Consider the following 18,125-nt stretch of genomic DNA (forward strand, 5'->3'; position numbering starts at 1 on the left):
TTGTTTAATACGACTGATCCAAGTAAAAAGTAACGAACTATTTTCTTCCACAATCTCCGCATCTTCTCGTACCGCCTATGCAAGCAAGCAAAAACCCCGCCTCCTCATAAAGGAAACGGGATTATTCAACAAACGGGGCTTATTCAACTAACAATTGCCGATATCTCGGTTCGGTTCCTTGCATCCTCATGTTCCAACCACACCCGTCGTGCCATTATGGCTGTTCATCGATCACTTTCAGATCACAGCATTTTTTGGCATCGTACTTCACTTTGACAAACAGCGTATCCGTATCATTTCCCCGGATAAAGGTCGTTTTCAGCGTCCTTTTCGTATTGCCGCGACTTTCCTCGAAAATATAGGATACAGAGACATCCTTGTACCCCTTTACAGAATAGTATATATACCCTTCCATGTCATACATCTGCACCGCATCGGATGAGCGATCCAAACGCTTCAGCCATTCATTTACTTCTATCCGATGCTGCGGCTCAACCGATTCTTGCCCGACCGAAACTGTAAAAGGCGGCTTCTCCTCGCAGCCGGTGAGAAAAAGCAAAAGCGCTGCAGGGAGGATTGCCTTTTTCCTGTACATCCAATCACTTCCAAATTGAGTCAATATTTTCTCCATCTTAACAAGGAAGGATTGGGAGCACAAGTCATTTTCAATAAGCCCGCTTGCGCAGCAGATCTACTCCGAAACCGAGAATGCTGCCGACAAATGCAGGCACCACCCAACCGGCTCCCTCCGAATACAGGGGAAGGCTGGCCAGCAAGAAGTCCATACTGCGCGGCAAAAGCATCGTATTGACCAGATCGAGAAGCCCGTAGACTACAACGAGTCCGACTGCCGTTACATACAGATGAGATCGCGGAGAAAGCAGCGGTTCGGCAAGCGCGAAGAGGATCAACACAATCGCGACCGGATAGATGACGCCCAGAATCGGCACTGAAATCTTCAGGATCAGCGTCAACCCCATGTTCGCGATCAGCATGCTCACGATACAGAGCAGGCCAACCCACCCGCGATAGGAAATGCGCGGAAACAGCCCGGAAAAGTACTGGCTGCACGAGGTCACGAGTCCAATGGAAACGCAGAGACAAGCGACCGTAAAGATGACCCCAAGCAGGAGAATGCCGGAGGAGCCAAATAAATGCCCCATCACATTGGTCAGAAGCTGTGCGCCGTTCTCTGCCTTGCCCAAAAATGCGTGAGTAGAGCCGATAGCACCCAGCATCAAATAGATGACGGCCAGCAAAATTCCCGCCCCCGTGCCTGCGGCCATCATGTAACCGGACAGCCGGCCAGGCTCTGTGACTCCCTTGGACCGAAGCGTATTGGATACGACAATGCCGAAGGCAAGCGCCGCCAGTGCGTCCATCGTCAAATATCCGTCGAGAAAGCCTTGCATCACAGGGTGAGCAGCGTACGCCCCTTCCGCTTGCACAAGCCCCCCTTTTGGACCAAAGAGACTTTTTACGAAGATCAACGAGAGCAGAATCAAGAGCGCTGGTGTCATCAGCTTGCCAAACCGGTCAACCAGTTTGGACGGAGACAGACTAAACCAAAAGACCAGCCCGAAAAATACAAGGGTATACAGGGCAAGTCCCACGGGCTGTGTCGCTGCGGTTTGCGGCAAAAAAGGCAGCATGCCCATCTCATAAGCCAGACTTCCCGCCCGCGGAATGGCCAGTCCCGGTCCAATCGAGACGTAAATAAGCAGTGGAAACAAGCTTGCAAAAGCAGGGTGAACCCGTTTGGCCAACTCGTAAAAGCTCCCCGCCTTGGCGATGGCTGCCACGCCCAGAATCGGCAGTCCGACTGCTGACAAAATAAAGCCGGCAAGAGAAAGCCCTACCTGATCACCGGCAGACTGACCCAGAAATGGCGGAAAGATGAGGTTGCCCGCACCAAAAAACATGGAAAACAACATGAGACTTATGAGGACGATTTCTTTTTTGGACAGCGCATTCATCTTTTCGGTTGTTCCCTCCTAGCTGTAATGGAGGGATTGTATCAGCTTTTTCAAAGCGAATCTAGTGACAGGGAGGTATTCGTAATGTTAAATAAAGTATGCTGTTTCACTATATTTTGAACTTTCATAAAGGAAAGGTACCAGGAGCAGATCGCATCTCCATACTCGTCCCTTCCCGTCCAAAGAGGAATCACCAGCTTCCAATTGTATCCAGTTCTGTTATCCTTATAGAAAGCCTTTCGATTGCAGCCCAACATGACGTATCCGGGGTGATATGCTGGAATGTGGCCTATTATCGGATTTTTCTTGCTTGCATGTATTGCGGTGGTCGTTTACATCGTGGTAGAGAGCAGCATTGAGCGTCATGTTGAAAGCATCCTCACTGCCACAATCCTGAAGCTGCTCGTGCTGTTTCTGATCGGCATGGCTATTTACAAGACATTGCCGAATTTGGGGGACACGTTCGCTCCTTAGGCTTTACCCAAAAGACAGTCAGCCTGAGGACTTTGCTTTTGGAGATTTTGAAACAGGGTGGATGTATGGGGAATTGGCGGACCTATTCGTTGTTGCTTTGCGGTATTGGTGTATCTTATTTGGACAATTGGATTTATTTGGTTGCCTTGAATATTTTCATCTTGGACATGACGGGTTCAGCTGCAGCGGTAGCAGGTATATATATCGTTGGACCGGTGGCAAGGCTGCTGACTCAATTCTGGGCGGGCTCTCTGATTGATCGGGTCAATAGACGGAAGCTCATGATCTATTCGGATGTGGCTCGGGGCGCTCTCGTTCTTTTGATTCCATTGCTGTCCTCTGTTTGGGTTGTTTACGCCATTCTGTTCATTGCGAATGTGGCGGGCTCCTTCTTTGGCCCAAGCTCGACGTATTACGTGACAAAGCTGGTTACACCCGAAGAGCGCAGGCGTTTTAACTCAATCATGAGCATGCTGAATGCCGGCGCCTTCCTCATCGGGCCCGCCATTGCCGGAGTCCTGATTGCTACCACAGGAACGAGTTTGTGCATTTTCATAAACGGCATTACGTTCTTTTTTTGTGCGGCTTTGATTGCCCTTCTGCCTGATGTTTCCGACGAGGCTTTGCAACGACGCCAGCCTCTTTCATGGAACATGATCGTAAATGACTGGCGTATCGTTCAAGCGTTTGTTTTGCATGATCGTTATTTCTTGCGGATTTATCTGCTTTTCCAGATGGCCATGATGATTGCGTTTGCCCTTGATTCTCAGGAGGTCACCTTTCTGAAGCAGCAATTGTCCTTAACCGACAAGCTGTATGGTGTGATCGTGAGCATCGCTGGCGTTGGTTCGATTGCAGGAGCGATAACAGCCACAGCTACAACGAAAAAATTTTCGCTGCAAGCGTACTTAGCCGTCGGCATGCTGCTCACCACGATCGGCTACACCATGTTTTACGGGTCCTTCAGCTTTTTGACTGCCGCGATCAGCTTTTTGATTTTAGGTTTTTTTATGTCTTTTGCAAATGCAGGCTATCAAACGTTTTACCAAAACAACGTTCCGGCAGACATGATGGGACGATTCGGCAGCTTGGCAGGGATGTTTCAAAGCATTGTCCAGATTGTATGCACATTTCTTTTAGGCATCGCCTCCGAAACGTTCGACCTGCAATCGGTGTCCCTGCTCTTTTCTTATATATCCGTCGTTCTTTCCGTTGTTTTGCTGCTGAATGTGTTCAAGAAATCCAAACAAGCCTATTACGCGGAAAGCAAAACGGAAGAAAGACATTTGCAGGAAGGCTGCTAAGTCTCGAGGCCCATTGCCATGACCGCGATGCCCGATTCTTCCAGAGTCGCACGGATGCGCTTTGCAAATTCCACGGCATGCTGGCCGTCCCCATGTATACAGACGGTTTCCGCAACGATTTCTTTGTCCACGGCTTGTCTCGTGGCTACCTTCCCTTCTTTGATCATCCGGATCACCTGGGAAACCGCCTTTTCTTCATCTGTGATGAGCGCATCCGGCTGCGACCGGGGAGTGAGGGTTCCATCGTGCTGGTACGTCCGGTCGGCAAACACTTCATTTTTTACGCGCAATCCCGCTTGGAGACCTTTTTCGATGAGATGGCTTCCCGCCAGTCCGACCAAAAACAGCTCGGGATTGACCCGGTAGACTGCTTCCGCGATCGCCTCTGCCAGCTCCGGATCGACGGCAGCCATATTGTACAGTGCGCCGTGCGGCTTTACATGCTGCATGCTACCGCCTTCTGCACGGATAAATGCCTCCAGGGCGCCGACTTGATAGACAACGTACTCATAAGCTTCTGCAGGAGTAATGGACATATTCCTTCTGCCAAAGCCGATCAGATCCGGCAAACCGGGATGGGCCCCTACCGCCACCTTTTTGTCCAGCGCTGCTATCACGGTTTTTCGCATGGTTGCCGGATCGCCGGCATGAAAGCCGCAAGCGATATTGGCCGAAGTGATGTAGGGCAAGATCTGCTCATCGTTCCCGATGCTATACGCGCCGAAGCCCTCTCCCATGTCACAGTTCAAGTCAATGCGAAACGTCATTTCCTCCAGCCTCCTACTCATATTTCAGTTGCATGCCCAGCCGCGCCTGGCGGATTAGCTGTTCCCGCTCAATCAAAAGCCGCTCGGCCTCCTGATGGCCAACCTCCCGGAAACGGATCGCATCCCCGGGCTTTGTTTGAACGATCAACGGCAGATCGACACTGATAATCTGGGCAATCTTGGGGTAGCCCCCGGTCGTTTGCCTGTCTGCCAACAGAACGATCGGATTGCCTTCAGCCGGAACCTGCACAGTACCGAACGTAACTGCTTCGGAAACGAGCTCTCTGCTCTTGTCAATCCGCTCCAGAAGGGGACCATCCAGGCGATAGCCCATGCGATCCGATTGGGGACTTACGCGATAAGCTTGCTGGAAAAACGCTTCCCGGCTCTCCCTGGTAAACCAGTCAAATTGATTCCCTTTCACGACGCGGACGATAGGCTGCTCGTGGTAGCGGGGCATGAGTTCCGAGGCAATCCCCCAATCCGGCGCATAAAAGGAAGCCACCCGGGCTTGTTTTCGCAAAAAATCGTACAGCTTCTTGGCTTGCGGTCCGGGCTTATCTGCTTTCAGTTCGTCTCCCTTTTGCAATGCCCGCCCTTCATAACCGCCTATTCCTGCTCTGACATACGTAGACCGGCTGTTCATTACGAGCGGGATTTGAAAGCCTCCTGCTATCGCTACATATGTTCTGGCCCCGTGCTGGCTGACGCCAAACTGTATGACCGTCCCAGCCTTGACCCATACAGGCTTCCATCGCGGCAGCGGTTGGCCGTCAGCAATCGCTTTCATGTCTGCTCCGCAAATCGCGAGCAGCGTATCTTCTGTCACTTCCCACGTATCGCCCTTCATCGTCATCTCCAAGGTGGCCTCTGACCCTTCATTGCCAACCAGCAAATTTGCCATCCTGTGTGCAAACGTGTCCATTACGCCCCCGACGATCACGCCATGCTTCTGAAAGCCGACTCTCCCTCCATCCTGCACCGTGGTAAGCAGTCCGGGACGAATCACTCTGAGACTCATGCCTCCCCCTCCTTATACGCTTCGTACTCTTCTGCCGTGATCGGAACAAAGCGCACGCGATCTCCTGCCTTCAAATAACTCGGGGGATTGTGCTCCGGACGGAACAAGCTTATCGGTGTCCGCCCGATTATCTGCCAGCCTCCCGGCGTTTCCAGCGAGTAAACTCCCGTTTGTTCGCCTGCGATGCCGACCGAGCCTTTCGGGATTTTTAGCCGCGGGCTCGTCTTGCGCGGGGTAGCGATTTTTTCCGACAACCCGCCGATATAAGGGAAGCCCGGAGCAAAACCGATCATGAATACATGATAGTCTCCCTCCGAATGAATCCGGATCACTTCTTCCTCGCTCATCTGGTGATAAGCGGCTACCTCGGAAAGATCGGGACCCATTTCACCTCCGTAGAGAACAGGTATCTCCACGGTATTTCCGGCGGCAGGCGGCTGATCCGATAATTGCTTCAAGGCGGCTTCGAGGAACAAACGCAGCTTTTCATACGGTGAAATGATCGGTTCGTTCGCGGAGAAATCCGTTTTTCGCTGTTCGTAAAGCGATACCGGATCGTAAAAGATTGTCACGGTCGTAAAAGCAGGGATGTATTCGACCATTCCCGGAACAGGATGCTGGTCCAGCCATGCGGCAAATTGTCTCACCTTTTCGTGAGTTGTCCGGTCAATCACTGTGCCAAAGCGAATGATGAGGGCTTGATCTCCCATCGGTTCCATTTGAATATCTTTCATTGCATGGCTCCCCTCCCGCACCTTCTGTCATTCCAGCCCAGCTTCCTTGATATGGCTTGTGCGGCTTCGATTACTTTTTGGGCCAACAGCTGTATCTGTCCTTCCTTGTACCGGCTGGTCGGCCCGACAATACTGATCCCTGCGATCACACTGCCGCTATGGTCGTAAATCGGTGCGGCTACCGCTGACGTATCGTTGTACAGTTCGGAGTGGCTGACAGTATAACCGTTTTGCCTTGACTCAGACAGCACACGGCGAAGCACGTCGATGTCGGTAATCGTACAATCCGCGACCGGCTGCAGCTTTACACGCGACAAGTATTTTTCCTGCTCTTCGTCGGGCAAAAAAGCGAGCAGAACTCGGGGACAGGCCCCTGCGTACAGCGGAGCCCGCCGTCCGATCGCTGTGTATACCCGGATCGGCTCTTTGGTGTCTACCTTTTCCACATAAGTTGCTTCTTCGCCGTCCCGGATAATCAGGTTGACGGCTTCGCCAATTTCTTCGTTTAACCGTACCATGACAGGCAGGGCTTCCCGGCGGATATCCATCCGTTCTGAAACAGCTTGTCCGTATTGCAGAAACCCAAGTCCCAATTCATACGCTCCCACATCCGTCCGCTTCAGCAGGCCTCCCTCTTCCAGAGACATCAGCATCCGGTATACAGAGGTTTTGGGCTGTCCGGACAGATGGACTGCCTCCTGCAGCGTCAACTGTGGGTGATCAAGAAACAATTGAAGCAGCTCTAGTGCTTTCAGAACCGTTTTATTGGTTTCGGACAAAGCGATCTCTCCGTTCCGAATATCGGAATTGCATTCCGTTTTTGTATGTACTCCTCATTATAACCAAGACCTCTTTAAAATGACAATCTTGAATGTTCTGTTTATTTCTTAAATAAAGAGGCCGACCACTTGTCCGTGGCAGTGACAAGTGGTCGGCTTCTACCTGCTGAACTTGACGATTCGTCGATAGGCCCGGAGGTCTGGAAGCTTTCGGAACAGCGACAGCGACGGTCGAAAGTTCGCTTCGATGATCCACGGTTTCCCAGTTGTATCAATCCCCAAGTCGAGCCCAACTTTCCTGAGAGTGGGGTATTTTTTTCCCAAGCATTCGCCAGTCATCTGGGCCACGTATTTGATCTCCTCTAACAAATCCGGGGACACATCGACATTTGATTGGGCGAGAGCGACCGTCAGCGGCAAAACTTTGCCTCTGCTTCGGGCGATGTTTGTGACGATAAATCCCGGGCCTGCCAGCTTGGCGAGAAACCCGGTCACGACCCAGGGCCTTCCTTTGGTTCGTTGGATCATCACCCTTATATCAAAGGGACGTCCGTTGATCCTCCCCAGGCGAAGATACGGCTGGATCAAGTATGGCTTCGGCCTGAACAAGGAACGTACATACTTGACCGTTGCCTCCTCCCCTTTGACAACCCTGCGCCCGTTTCCGGCATGAACCTGGTAACGAGAATCGCCCAGAGATGTAACCTTGATTATCCCAGCTCCACCGCCGCCACCTGAAGGCTTTAATATGACAGATCGATATTTTTCCAAATGCCTCCAAAGGGCCTCCGGTTCAAACAGGACCGTATCTGGGAGGAATTCCCACAGACGCTCATCCTGTCTCATCACCAGGTGTTTGCTCCATTTTCCAACATTCGGCGCTTTTATGTGGCATTCTCTCCATTCGTAATAAGATGATGTTCCTCGATCCTGGTAATGCGATTTTCCGAATCGACAAACACGACACGAGGAATTAGCTGGCTGGCTTCTTCTTCCGTATACATGCCCATGCTCAGTATGATGACAATGTCCCCCGGCTGAAATAAATGGGCAGGCGGACCGTTCAGGCATATTTTCCCGGAGCCTTCAGGTGCAGGGAGTGCGTAGGTTTTCCAGCGGGTAGCGTTGCGTAGGCTCGTGATTTGCACGATCTCGTAAGGCAGGATGTTTGCTTCCTTCATGAGCAAGCTGTCAATCGTAATGCTCCCGACATAATCAAGCTCTGCCTGTGTAACGGTTGCCCTATGAATCTTTCCTTTGCACATATGTCTTTGCATCCGGCATCTCCTTTCCAAACACCACTGACACCAGTCTATGAGGGACCTTTTGTCCTTGTTATTGGATGCGTGCGTCTTCCAGCTCGACACCCCATGTACTGCCAAGCGCCGCAAGCTCACAAACGACTGTGTCGGGGAGCGGAACTCCGCTGACCTGCCTTTCTTTTGCCGTTCGCCACTCCCATTCGCCGGGAATCAGAATCTCCTCTCTTCCTTCCGCCTTGGGCTCCGCTTTGATCTGCTGAATATACTGATCCATCCTTTGTTGAAAGAGGGGCAGCGGCATGAAGCTCTCAATTTGAAGGGCCCAAAAAAAATGCCCTACATTTTGCGGATGCTCATCGTTATCGTACAAGCTGTGCACACCCGGACCATATCCCGCCCCCGCCAAAAGGCCGCATAAAATATCAACGAACATGGCGATGCCATAACCCTTGGCGCCACCGATGGGAAGAAGCGCTCCGCGCAAGGCCTCTGCCGGGTCTGTCGTATCCCGTCCACGTTCATCGATCGCCCAGCCCTTGGGAATGGCTTCGCCCTTTTTCCGCGCCAGAGCAATTTTCCCGCGAGCAGCTACCGTTGTCGCCATATCGAGCAGGAATGGAGGGGCTGAACCCGCCGGAATGCCTGCTGCAATCGGATTGGAGCCAAAAAAAGGGCGAATTCCTCCAGTCGGAGCCATCGTCTGTGGAGCGTTGGACATGACGAAGAGAATCATCCCTTTTTGAATCGCTTGTTCAGCATAGTAAGAACAGGCTCCAAAGTGGTTGGAACACCTGACCCCGACGATGGCCGTTCCATTCTTCCCGGCTATTTCGATAGCTGTCTGCAAAGCGGCCTCTCCGACAACCGCTCCCAAATGGTTCATTCCGTCGACGACAGCCGTGGCCCCCGCTTTTCTCAAAATGACGGGAGCCTTGCTGAAATCGATCAATCCGGCTGAAATCCGTTCCACATAAACAGGCATGCGCGCAAGTCCGTGAGAGTGGACACCGCGCAGGTCGGCGTGGACGAGCGAACGGGCGACAGTCTCCGCATCCCGCGTGGAAACTCCCGCCCGAACAAAAATCGCTGTTGCAAACTGCTCTAACCGTTTCCAATCGTATCGATTCGGACACACCACTCCCACGCCCTCTCTTTGCATCGGTTTCATTCTGGCCCTGCCCAGTCTGAATATAGATATGACAACCGAAAGCAGCCCGGCACGGCATAGGCCTATTTGCGAAACAGCAAAAAACCAGCCCATGAACGGGCTGGTTTGGAGCTTATTTGTCCTCATAGGAGGCAAGTGCTGACACGATCCGATCCTGGATCGCCGTCATATACTCGCTCTTGGGTGCGTATCCGTTTATCACGATGGAGAAGACGAGCTTTTGTCCGTCCTTCGTTTGGACATAGCCGGACAGACTGCTCACTCCAGTCAGTGTTCCCGTTTTTGCACGGGCATTGTTTTCGGCGGCCGTTCCCTTCATCCGATTTTTCAGCGTACCATCTACGCCGGCTATCGGGAGAGAGTCGAGGTATTCCTGATAGGCAGCATGCTTCGTCATCCCCTCCAGAACATCTGCGATATGGCGGGCGGAGATCAGATTGTAGCGTGTCAAACCGGAGCCGTCAACCATGTCAAAGTTCGTTTCAACCCCCAATGTCGAAAGAGTCTCCTGTACGACCTCCACGCCTGCTGACGAGCTTCCTTCCCCCCGTTTCACCGCTCCCAGTGTCTTCAACAGCATTTCCGCATAAAAGTTGTCGCTCTTCTTGTTCAGATAGGAAACGATCTCCGATAACGGCTCGGAAGTGAACTCGGTCCATTTGACTGCCTGTTGGGGCACTGTTCCGACGCTGACCGTGCTGTTCCCCGAGAAGGAGATTCCCGCGTTTTCGAGTGTCTCTCGAAGCACAGTCCCTGCATACAATGCCGGATCTTCAACAGGAACGCGCTCGTAATCGGGAGCCGTCCCCAAAGGAAGATTGCCCGTCACCCGGATCGTGTTGGTCCCGCGGTCCCTTTCGATGGCAAAGGTGTTTTCCTGACCGGAGTTCACCGTTTTTGCCTCGTTTATCACATTTGCATACTTCGTTTTGGGCAGCAGGTTGATCGGTACCGGGTCACCCGCGCGAACGGCTGGCTGGAATTCGATCATGACTGTTCCGCGGTTCAATGCCAACGCACCCAACAGCGGATTGTAGTAGTAGCTTTCATCGTCCCACGACCAGCCAAGGCCAAGGCGCTCTTGATCAAAGTATCTCTCGTCGAGAATGAGATTGCCGTTGATCCGTTTGATTCCCTGTTCCTTCAGCCAGGCAGCGATTTCCTCCATCGATACGCCCTCTTGCACCTTCAGATTGTCTTCTGTATGAAGAGTCGGATCGCCGTAGCCCTTGAGGTAGAGATCGCCTTGGTACACCCCGTTTTTCGGAAGCGGAGTGGATCCGTACATTTCTGTTTTGAACTGATAGTCTTTGCCAAGCTGTGCCAGTGCTGTCGCTGTCGTCAGCAGCTTGAGATTGGAAGCCGGGGTCAACAGCGTGTCTGCCTCGTGCTCATACCAGATCGCTTCCCCCTGCTCCTGATCCAAAGCCTTGACGACAATCCCTGCAGTAATCCCGGATGCATCCGCTTCCTCGGCGATCGGGTCAAGCAATGCGGAAAGCTTGTAGGCGTCAGGCACTGCCGGTTTGTACCCGTCAGGAGCCTTGATGTCCGGATAGGAGGCCAGCAGTACCGCTACCTTGTCCTGCAAATCCCGCGCATATTTGGATTTGTAAATCCCGTTGATCAAGATGGAGAAAGCGAGCTTGTTTCCATTTTTCGCAGTGGCGTATCCGGACAAGCTGTTTACGCCGCCCATGGAGCCCGTTTTCGCGATGACCATCTTTTCTGCCGGTGTGCCTTTCAAGCGATTTTTCAAGGTTCCGTCGACACCTGCTATTGGCAGTGACTTCTCCAGTGCATCCCTGTATTCCTGATCCTGCACAAACGTAAGCAATTTCACCATTTGATTTGCCGTGATCCAGTTAAAACGGGAAAGTCCGGAGCCGTCCTTTTGCACATACCCGGCCTCGACACCGGCTCGTTTCAATACGTCCGCGACCACCTCGCTTCCCGCTTCCGCCGATCCCTCCCCCTTTTCTGTTGCTCCAAGTGTCTTGAGGAGCATTTCGGCATAAAAATTGTCGCTGTCCTTGTTTAGCTCCACCAAAATCTCGGAGAAAGGCTTGGACAGATGCGTATACAAAGGAGTGCCAGTGGAAAGCGTCGTTTTCTCCACGCTTGCCTGCGGGTGAAGCTTGATGCCGCTCGCGGTCAAACGCTGCTTCCAAATGTCCGCAACGTACAGGGCAGGGTCCTCCATCGTGACATCCTCTTGATAAGGAGCTGCCTCTACACCAATCGTTCCGCTGAAGATGATCGTGTTTTTGCCGCGCGGACGCTGGACGGAAATATCACTGTCCTTGCCGGCAACCGTCTGCAATTGATTTACGACCTGCACATACTCGGTGGCTGGCTCCATGGTGAGGACCGGCGTGTCTCCCGCTTTTTTCCCTGGCTCCACCGTGATCGTCAGCATGTTTTTATGTACTGCCAAGGCGCTTAGCTGGGCGCTGTACCCATACACCTCATCATCCCACATCCAGCCGTAGCCAAGCCGAGTCGGGTCAAAATAGCTTTCATCCACCAGCAATTTTCCGTTTACCTGCTTGATCCCTTTTTCTTTCAGGGCAGCCGCGATGGCTTGCAGATCTGCGACAGTGAGACTGGGATCACCGAAGCCCTTCAGGATCAAATCTCCGTTTAAAACCCCGCCGCCACTTACCTTACCTGTGGCGTACACCTCTGTTTTCCACTGATAATCCGGTCCCAGCTTGTCTAAACCGGCAATAGTGGTAAACAGCTTCATGTTGGAGGCAGGCACATACGTTCTGTCCGCGTTATGCCCGTACAAAACTTTTTCATCTGTCAAATCATATACCGCTATTCCCGCGTGCAAGCCGATGCTGTTGGGGTCTTTGTCCAGCTCGGATATCGCCTGCTCGATATTTGCCGCAAGCGCTTCCGAGGTACCTGTCGTGTCCTGAGCCAGGGCGGGAACCGCTGCCAACTGAAAGACGAGCAGCATGAGCATAATCCAGCAGCCAGTGCGTTTGAGCAGTCGTTTCATAATACCCTCCTTGTCCTATTCTGTTGCCATGGTGCCGATTCTAGAAGCAGTCCCCATTATCTTATCACTTTGCATCCATTTTCGGAATATTACCACAATAATATGTATGAAAGAAGCCCCGTTTTTTCTTTTTCTCCAGAATAAGGGCTGGCTTGTCGATCATACTAAAAAGGGTTTTTACATAATTTAGGAGGTTTCTTCTATGTGGAAAAAAGGAACCCTGCTCCTGCTGGTCTTCATCTTCATTGCCATGCCTGTGTCGGCAACCCCGGAAATTGCCGACTTGCAGGTAGATCAAACCCGGATGAAAGACTGGAAGGAATTGATCCTGCACTGTGATCTGATCGTGGTTGGACTGACAGATGCCCGCCACCAAAAGTACCCGACAGCGAAGCGCATTTCCGCTGGTCAATTGGTGAATTATGTGCAAGACGTCCAGATTGAACGCACGCTCCACGGTTCCGCATCTCGTCGGGTGAAGCTCCTCAGTACCGGCGTCGAGCCTCTCCCTGATGCCTCTGATCCCGCAAACCTTCAATACCCTGGTCCGCTTGGAGAGGGACAGTACCTTTTGTTTCTGAAAAAAGTGAACCGGACTGACATGTACAGCATTGTGGGGCTGTGGCAGGGAGTCTATCCGCTTTACGATGGCAAGACCGTCAGTTTGCGCGGGCAAGGGTTTCCGGAACTGAATCAGTTATCGATCCGCGATGTAGCGGATAAAATCAGAAGTGTCCGCAGATCATCCGGCAGATGAATTTCCGCCCATTGTTGCTGTAATTATGGACTTGGGGATAGGGCACCACCAGACCTCCTCTTGCCAAATAGGCTGTCTCCCCTTCAAAAACGGGTGATATGTCCGTGAGTTGTTCCGTGTGCTCCGAATAGGATATACGGCTGTTATTGATATATCCGAATCGGGGAGGTATGCAGGGCTTGCGCATATTGGTGATCTTGCCAGAGCAGCTGCCTGTACCGCCAATCAAAGGCGGCTCTGTTGAAACCTGCACGTACAACATTTTCAAGCGGATGGCACGTACCGATCAGGTGGTCATGATCAGCCGTGCCCATCCGAGGCTGCCCTCTGTCAGCCGCTACCAGAACGGTCGGCTTACCATTATTCGCATTCCCCACGGGGACAGGCGGCGCTATATACATTCTGCCTTGAAAAAGGTAGCCGGCCAATCGTTTGACATTATCCAAATCGAAAATCGTCCTCGTTTCGTTTCACATGTCCGCCGCCAGTTTCCACGAACTGCAATCATCCTGTCGCTTCATTCACTCACATTCATGTCCAGCCTCTCCCGCAGCCAAGCGGACCGGATTCTTCGCCAAGTAAACGGTGTGACTTCGGTTGTCTCCTTTGTCACAAGGACCATGCAGCACCGTTATCCTCGCCATGCCCGCAAATTTCGAACAGCCATACTGGGGGTGGACACCTCCAAATTTCGCCCATGGTCGGCCTCTGCCAAAATGGAGCTGCGCAGCCGCTGGGAACTTGCCGATACCTACAACATCCTCTTTGTCGGCCGCATTGTCCGTGGAAAAGGATTGCATACGCTTGTCCGTGCCGTTTCCCTCCTGAAAGAACGGATTCCTCACGTCAAGCTCGTCGCTGTAGGGGCTTCCTGGCCGGGAGTCAGCAGCCAAACGCCCTATATGCGCCAGGTTCGGCAATTGTCAGAGCTCCTTGGGGTTCCGATCCGTTTTACCGGTTACATTCCACCCTCGCGCATCCATGAAATGTTTCAGCTTGGCGATGTTTTTGTCTGCCCTACGCTGTTCCGGGAGGGCTTCGCCACGGTCAACTCGGAAGCGATGGCCTCCGGTATACCCGTAGTAGCGTCCAACCGCGGGGGAATTCGGGAAGTAATCAGGGACGGGCATAGCGGTCTTTTGGTGGATCGCTTCCAAAGTCCCGAGGCATTTGCAACCGCGATTGATCTCCTGTACAGCGACCCGGAATTGCGTAAGCGGATCGTTCTCAACGCGCGACGGAGAGTCTCGACCTCTTTTAGCTGGCACCAAACCGTGCAGAAGCTAAAGAAGCATTACCGTCTCGTCCGCCGGTAGCATAAGAGCGGAAAGCAAAAAGCCACTGCGCATGATGCGTTCAGTGGCTTTTTTTTCAACAGCGGGGGAAGGGAGCGATCCGCTATTATTTGGTTACAACCAGATACATATAAATCGCTACCGACAGCGTACAAACGAGAACACTGCCAACAAAGACCCAGATGACCAGCTTATTATTCCGATCTTCACGATTGCTCATAAGTCGTCTCCTTAGCCTGAATTCCCTTTCTATTATAAAACCCCTTGTATAAAAACAAAACTCTCCCGAGGAGAGTTTTGAGGAGAGTTTTGGCATTTGTCATTATTTATTCAGATTGATCATGACTTCTTCCGGTTTGACATCTTTTGTGATCAGTTTTTCCTGTTTCATCCAATCGATCAGTGTCTGCCATGATTCAGCCGTCTGTGTGCCAAACGGTTCACTGCCTGCATCCATCAAAGGCAGCAGGATGTCCAGACTTTTCGTTTCCACATCCTCCTCCAACGGGAACTCCTGTGCTTGCTTGGCCAACAGAGATTTCAACGCCTTCTCCTTGTTTTCCTTTACGTACGCCTGGCCTTTGGCGGCTGCACGGAGGAATGCCGCCAGCGCATCCTTCTTCTTGGCTGCCGTTTCATCGCTGGCAGCCACGACCAGCTCATAATAATCAGGCACTCCAAAGTCACTCGGCTTGATTACGTTAACGGGAACGCCGTGCTTTTCCAAGAGGACTTGCTCGTGATTGATGTAGCCGCCGACTACAGCATCCACCTTTTTCGCGGTCAATGCGGGTATGATGTCAAATCCGATGTCGGTAAAGGACAGGCCGGAGTCATCTGCCCCCGCTTGCTTCACCACTGTACGGACGATCGACTCGTCCAGCGGAACGGAAGGATAGCCGATATTTTTCCCGACAAGCTTTTCCGGTGAATCCAGACCGCTGTCTTTTCGCGTCATGATCACGTTCAGCGGGTGACGGACCAGCGCAGCAATGGAGACGACCTTTATGTCTTCCGAGCGGGCTTGCACAACCTGGGGCTGATAGCTGATTGCCATATCGACCTTCCCGGCAGCAGCCATCCGCAGTGGATCATTGGTATCGGAAGGCATTTGCAGATTGACCTTCAGATTTTCTTCCTTGAAATAGCCTTGTTCTTCTGCAGCGTAGAGAAACGAGTGTACAGCGTTGGGGTACCAGTCGAGCGCAATGGTCAACTCTGTCGGCTCAGTGCCCGCAGCCGATTTAGCAGCATCTGGCTTCTCCTGATTTTCGCTCTGTGCGCCACACGCTGCCAGACTCGCAGCCAGAGAAAGCGTCAAAAGCGTTTTCGTCCATTTGTTCATGATTCTCTCCTACCTATCCTATCGTTTTTTATCTTTTCTGTTTCGCGTCTGAGGGGAAGCCCACAGCTCCAGCCTTCCTGCCAGCCAGAAGAGCAGCATACCAAGTATGGATAACAAAAGAACGGAAGCAAACAAGGCTGGCGCCTGGAAGTTGCCCGATGCCCGCCGGCCGAAATAGCCGAGACCTTCGCTCGCCCCAAGCCATTCACCGATGGTGGCACCCGACACGCTGTAGGTAGCCGCCACCTTTAAGCCGCTAAAGAAATGGGGCAGACTGGCCGGGAGCTGAAGCTTGCTGAACAACTGCCATTTGTTCGCTCCCATCGTACGCAGCAAATTCATCATTTCCCGGTCGCAGGCCTTCAGACCATCGTACGTGCTAACGACGATAGGAAAGAAGGTAAACAGGATCGTCACCGCGATTTTTCCCGTCAAATCATAGCCAAACCACAAAATGAAAACGGGTGACAGCGCGATGATGGGTATCGTTTGCGAAATGACAATGTAGGGATACACCAGACGCTCGACTGTTTTGCTGAGCGTCATGACCAGTGCAAGCGAGACCCCGAACAGGATGGAGATGAAAAGTCCCAGTCCGACTTCCCTGAGCGTCGCCCACAGATGCTGTCCTAGCAGTTGTTCCCGCAAATCCCACAGCGAGAGGAGAACCGTGCTCGGCGGCGGCAAAATGAAGGCTGGAACGGCAAGCAGTCGGCAAGCAGCCTCCCAGGCGATGAGAAGCGAGATGACGGAGACGAAAAACCATAGCCCCTTTTTCAAAGACTCCTTCACGCTTCGCTCACCTCCCCATTCGCGGCACCATGGCCTCGCAGCAGCTCCCAGATTTCTCCCCGCAGAGCGTGAAATGCCGGATCATTGCGACTGGCCAACGTTCGCGGACGGGGAACAGAAACCTGCAGCTCTACCGGCTGCCGGATCGGACTGCCCAGGAGAACGACTACCCGGTCCGCCAGCAAAATCGCCTCATCGATATCATGGGTAATAAGGAGCATCGTGCTCCCGGTCTGCTGCCACATCGAGAGCAGCCATTCCTGCATTTCCATCCGCGTAATCCCATCCAGTGCGCTAAACGGCTCGTCCAGGAGCAGCAGGTCCGCTCCGGTCATCAGGGCTCTCAGGAAAGAAACGCGCTGACGCATCCCGCCAGAGAGCTCATCTGGATAGGCGTCCTTCCATTCGGCCAGGCCAAAGCGGGGAAGCTCTTCCGCAATACGCTCGCGTATTTCACTTTTGGAAAAACCTTGTATTTCGAGCGGCAAACCGGCATTTTCAGCTACAGTCCGCCACGGCATCAGCAAATCTCGCTGCGGCATGTAGCCTACACGCCCGAGACGTTCTGCCGTTGATTTTCCATCCAGACGGATCGTCCCTGTGTCTGGCTGCAGCAGTCCCGCCGCCAATTGAAACAAGGTGCTTTTCCCAATCCCGCTCGGCCCGATCAGACTGACCAGCTCGCCCTTGCTTAGCTGCAGATCGAATCCGTCCAGTATCGGTTTTTCCCCATACGAAAAGCCGACGCCCGAAAAGGCTAGTTTTTCTCGCACGGCCACATTTCCTCCGTGTAAGCCATTTCCCAGAACAAATACTCCATGCGGGACGTGTTCAGGAAATGCTCCTCCAGAATCGCCAGCTCTTTCTCTGATTTTCCTTCAGCGAGCTCATCCATCAGGTCGATCAGCCACTGCGCCAGCTGTCCAAACTCGTCGGAGCTGTACGTACGCACCCACTCCCCGTACCATTCATGCTCAAGCGCTCCCTCTACCTCGGCGAGCCGCTTGCCGATTTCCCAGTAGCTCCAGGCGCACGGCAGTACCGCGCTGACCAGCTCGGCTAGCGAGCCCTGATGAGCTACCTTCAGCATATAGCTCGTGTAGGCAAGCATCACAAACGACGGTTTGGTCTGCTCCAGCTCCTCGCGCGTGATGCCAAAGCGTTCGGCATACTGACGATGCAAGGCCATTTCGAAATTGAGCGTCGCTTCCTGCAGCGAAGCAAACCGCGCGCTCGTCGCCAGATCATGGGCTTTTGTACTGGCGATGGCAAACATTTTGGCGTATTCGATCAAATAGACGTAGTCCTGCTTCATGTAAAAACGGAAGGACTCCACAGGCAGACTTCCATCTCCCAAGCCTGTGACAAACGGGTGACGATGGGTCCGCTCCCAGATCGGAGCAACCTTTTCCCGCAAACGATGCGTAAATGTCGACAAGTC

The 18,125-nt window shown here is 52.7% G+C and carries 18 protein-coding genes; 4 read left to right on the plus strand and 14 right to left on the minus strand.

Annotated features, from left to right (window positions below; all coding sequences use genetic code 11):
* Nucleotides 1-214: 214 nt before the first annotated feature.
* On the minus strand, nt 215-595 hold the full coding sequence (locus NSQ24_RS14175; RefSeq protein ID WP_024983621.1) for a hypothetical protein: 381 nt from the start codon (nt 593-595) through the stop codon (nt 215-217).
* A gap of 70 nt (nt 596-665) precedes the next feature.
* Nucleotides 666-1,976, minus strand: a complete 1,311-nt coding sequence (gene brnQ / locus NSQ24_RS14180; RefSeq protein ID WP_339166054.1) for a branched-chain amino acid transport system II carrier protein — start codon at nt 1,974-1,976, stop codon at nt 666-668.
* 282 nt (nt 1,977-2,258) lie between these two features.
* Between brnQ and NSQ24_RS14185 the strand changes: the two genes are divergently transcribed.
* Both NSQ24_RS14185 and NSQ24_RS14190 read left to right on the plus strand, forming a co-directional pair.
* Complete coding sequence (locus NSQ24_RS14185) at nt 2,259-2,450, plus strand: hypothetical protein (protein ID WP_031933067.1); 192 nt, start codon at nt 2,259-2,261, stop codon at nt 2,448-2,450.
* Nucleotides 2,451-2,515: 65 nt separating this feature from the next.
* Nucleotides 2,516-3,754: an MFS transporter gene (locus NSQ24_RS14190; protein ID WP_339166056.1), complete on the plus strand. Its 1,239-nt coding sequence runs from the start codon at nt 2,516-2,518 to the stop codon at nt 3,752-3,754.
* On the opposite strand, the gene NSQ24_RS14195 is transcribed toward NSQ24_RS14190, so the two are convergent.
* From NSQ24_RS14195 to dacB, 8 genes are all read right to left on the minus strand, one after another.
* A complete protein-coding gene (locus tag NSQ24_RS14195; RefSeq protein ID WP_003390477.1) occupies nt 3,751-4,521 on the minus strand; it encodes a 5-oxoprolinase subunit PxpA in 771 nt (256 codons plus the stop codon). The genes NSQ24_RS14190 and NSQ24_RS14195 overlap by 4 nt on opposite strands.
* A gap of 13 nt (nt 4,522-4,534) precedes the next feature.
* Nucleotides 4,535-5,542, minus strand: coding sequence for a biotin-dependent carboxyltransferase family protein (locus NSQ24_RS14200; protein ID WP_003390478.1), 1,008 nt, complete (start codon nt 5,540-5,542; stop codon nt 4,535-4,537).
* The gene (gene pxpB / locus NSQ24_RS14205; RefSeq protein ID WP_003390479.1) at nt 5,539-6,276 is read right to left on the minus strand and encodes a 5-oxoprolinase subunit PxpB; all 738 of its coding nucleotides are present in this window, start codon (nt 6,274-6,276) and stop codon (nt 5,539-5,541) included. Before pxpB ends, NSQ24_RS14200 begins: the two co-directional genes overlap by 4 nt.
* Nucleotides 6,273-7,055: an IclR family transcriptional regulator gene (locus tag NSQ24_RS14210; protein ID WP_003390480.1), complete on the minus strand. Its 783-nt coding sequence runs from the start codon at nt 7,053-7,055 to the stop codon at nt 6,273-6,275. The genes pxpB and NSQ24_RS14210 overlap by 4 nt, the downstream gene beginning before the upstream one ends.
* A 159-nt stretch (nt 7,056-7,214) precedes the next feature.
* Complete coding sequence (locus NSQ24_RS14215) at nt 7,215-7,943, minus strand: YheC/YheD family protein (RefSeq protein WP_227277719.1); 729 nt, start codon at nt 7,941-7,943, stop codon at nt 7,215-7,217.
* Nucleotides 7,940-8,332 carry an aspartate 1-decarboxylase gene (panD, locus tag NSQ24_RS14220; RefSeq protein WP_003390483.1) on the minus strand — a complete coding sequence of 131 codons (393 nt, stop codon included), beginning with the start codon at nt 8,330-8,332 and terminating at the stop codon, nt 7,940-7,942. The genes NSQ24_RS14215 and panD overlap by 4 nt, the downstream gene beginning before the upstream one ends.
* A 58-nt stretch (nt 8,333-8,390) precedes the next feature.
* Nucleotides 8,391-9,485, minus strand: a complete 1,095-nt coding sequence (locus tag NSQ24_RS14225; RefSeq protein ID WP_327956624.1) for an Ldh family oxidoreductase — start codon at nt 9,483-9,485, stop codon at nt 8,391-8,393.
* A gap of 112 nt (nt 9,486-9,597) precedes the next feature.
* The gene (gene dacB / locus NSQ24_RS14230; RefSeq protein WP_339166060.1) at nt 9,598-12,495 is read right to left on the minus strand and encodes a D-alanyl-D-alanine carboxypeptidase/D-alanyl-D-alanine-endopeptidase; all 2,898 of its coding nucleotides are present in this window, start codon (nt 12,493-12,495) and stop codon (nt 9,598-9,600) included.
* A 202-nt stretch (nt 12,496-12,697) separates the two neighbouring features.
* On the opposite strand from dacB, the gene NSQ24_RS14235 reads away from it, so the two are divergent.
* Both NSQ24_RS14235 and NSQ24_RS14240 read left to right on the plus strand, forming a co-directional pair.
* Nucleotides 12,698-13,252 carry a hypothetical protein gene (locus NSQ24_RS14235; RefSeq protein WP_003390487.1) on the plus strand — a complete coding sequence of 185 codons (555 nt, stop codon included), beginning with the start codon at nt 12,698-12,700 and terminating at the stop codon, nt 13,250-13,252.
* 170 nt (nt 13,253-13,422) lie between these two features.
* A complete protein-coding gene (locus NSQ24_RS14240; RefSeq protein ID WP_227277708.1) occupies nt 13,423-14,568 on the plus strand; it encodes a glycosyltransferase family 4 protein in 1,146 nt (381 codons plus the stop codon).
* A gap of 301 nt (nt 14,569-14,869) precedes the next feature.
* On the opposite strand, the gene NSQ24_RS14245 is transcribed toward NSQ24_RS14240, so the two are convergent.
* Genes NSQ24_RS14245 through tenA form a run of 4 tightly spaced genes read right to left on the minus strand, consistent with a single transcriptional unit; the run spans nt 14,870 to nt 18,122 of the window.
* The gene (locus NSQ24_RS14245; RefSeq protein ID WP_122959034.1) at nt 14,870-15,892 is read right to left on the minus strand and encodes an ABC transporter substrate-binding protein; all 1,023 of its coding nucleotides are present in this window, start codon (nt 15,890-15,892) and stop codon (nt 14,870-14,872) included.
* Between the two features lie 18 nt (nt 15,893-15,910).
* Complete coding sequence (locus NSQ24_RS14250) at nt 15,911-16,672, minus strand: ABC transporter permease (protein ID WP_024983630.1); 762 nt, start codon at nt 16,670-16,672, stop codon at nt 15,911-15,913.
* 8 nt (nt 16,673-16,680) lie between these two features.
* On the minus strand, nt 16,681-17,457 hold the full coding sequence (locus NSQ24_RS14255; protein WP_327927387.1) for an ABC transporter ATP-binding protein: 777 nt from the start codon (nt 17,455-17,457) through the stop codon (nt 16,681-16,683).
* Complete coding sequence (gene tenA, locus NSQ24_RS14260; RefSeq protein ID WP_003390492.1) at nt 17,442-18,122, minus strand: thiaminase II; 681 nt, start codon at nt 18,120-18,122, stop codon at nt 17,442-17,444. The genes NSQ24_RS14255 and tenA overlap by 16 nt, the downstream gene beginning before the upstream one ends.
* Between the last annotated feature and the right edge of the window lie 3 nt (nt 18,123-18,125).

The organism is Brevibacillus sp. FSL L8-0520, from assembly GCF_037963895.1.
GTDB classification, from domain to species: domain Bacteria; phylum Bacillota; class Bacilli; order Brevibacillales; family Brevibacillaceae; genus Brevibacillus; species Brevibacillus borstelensis.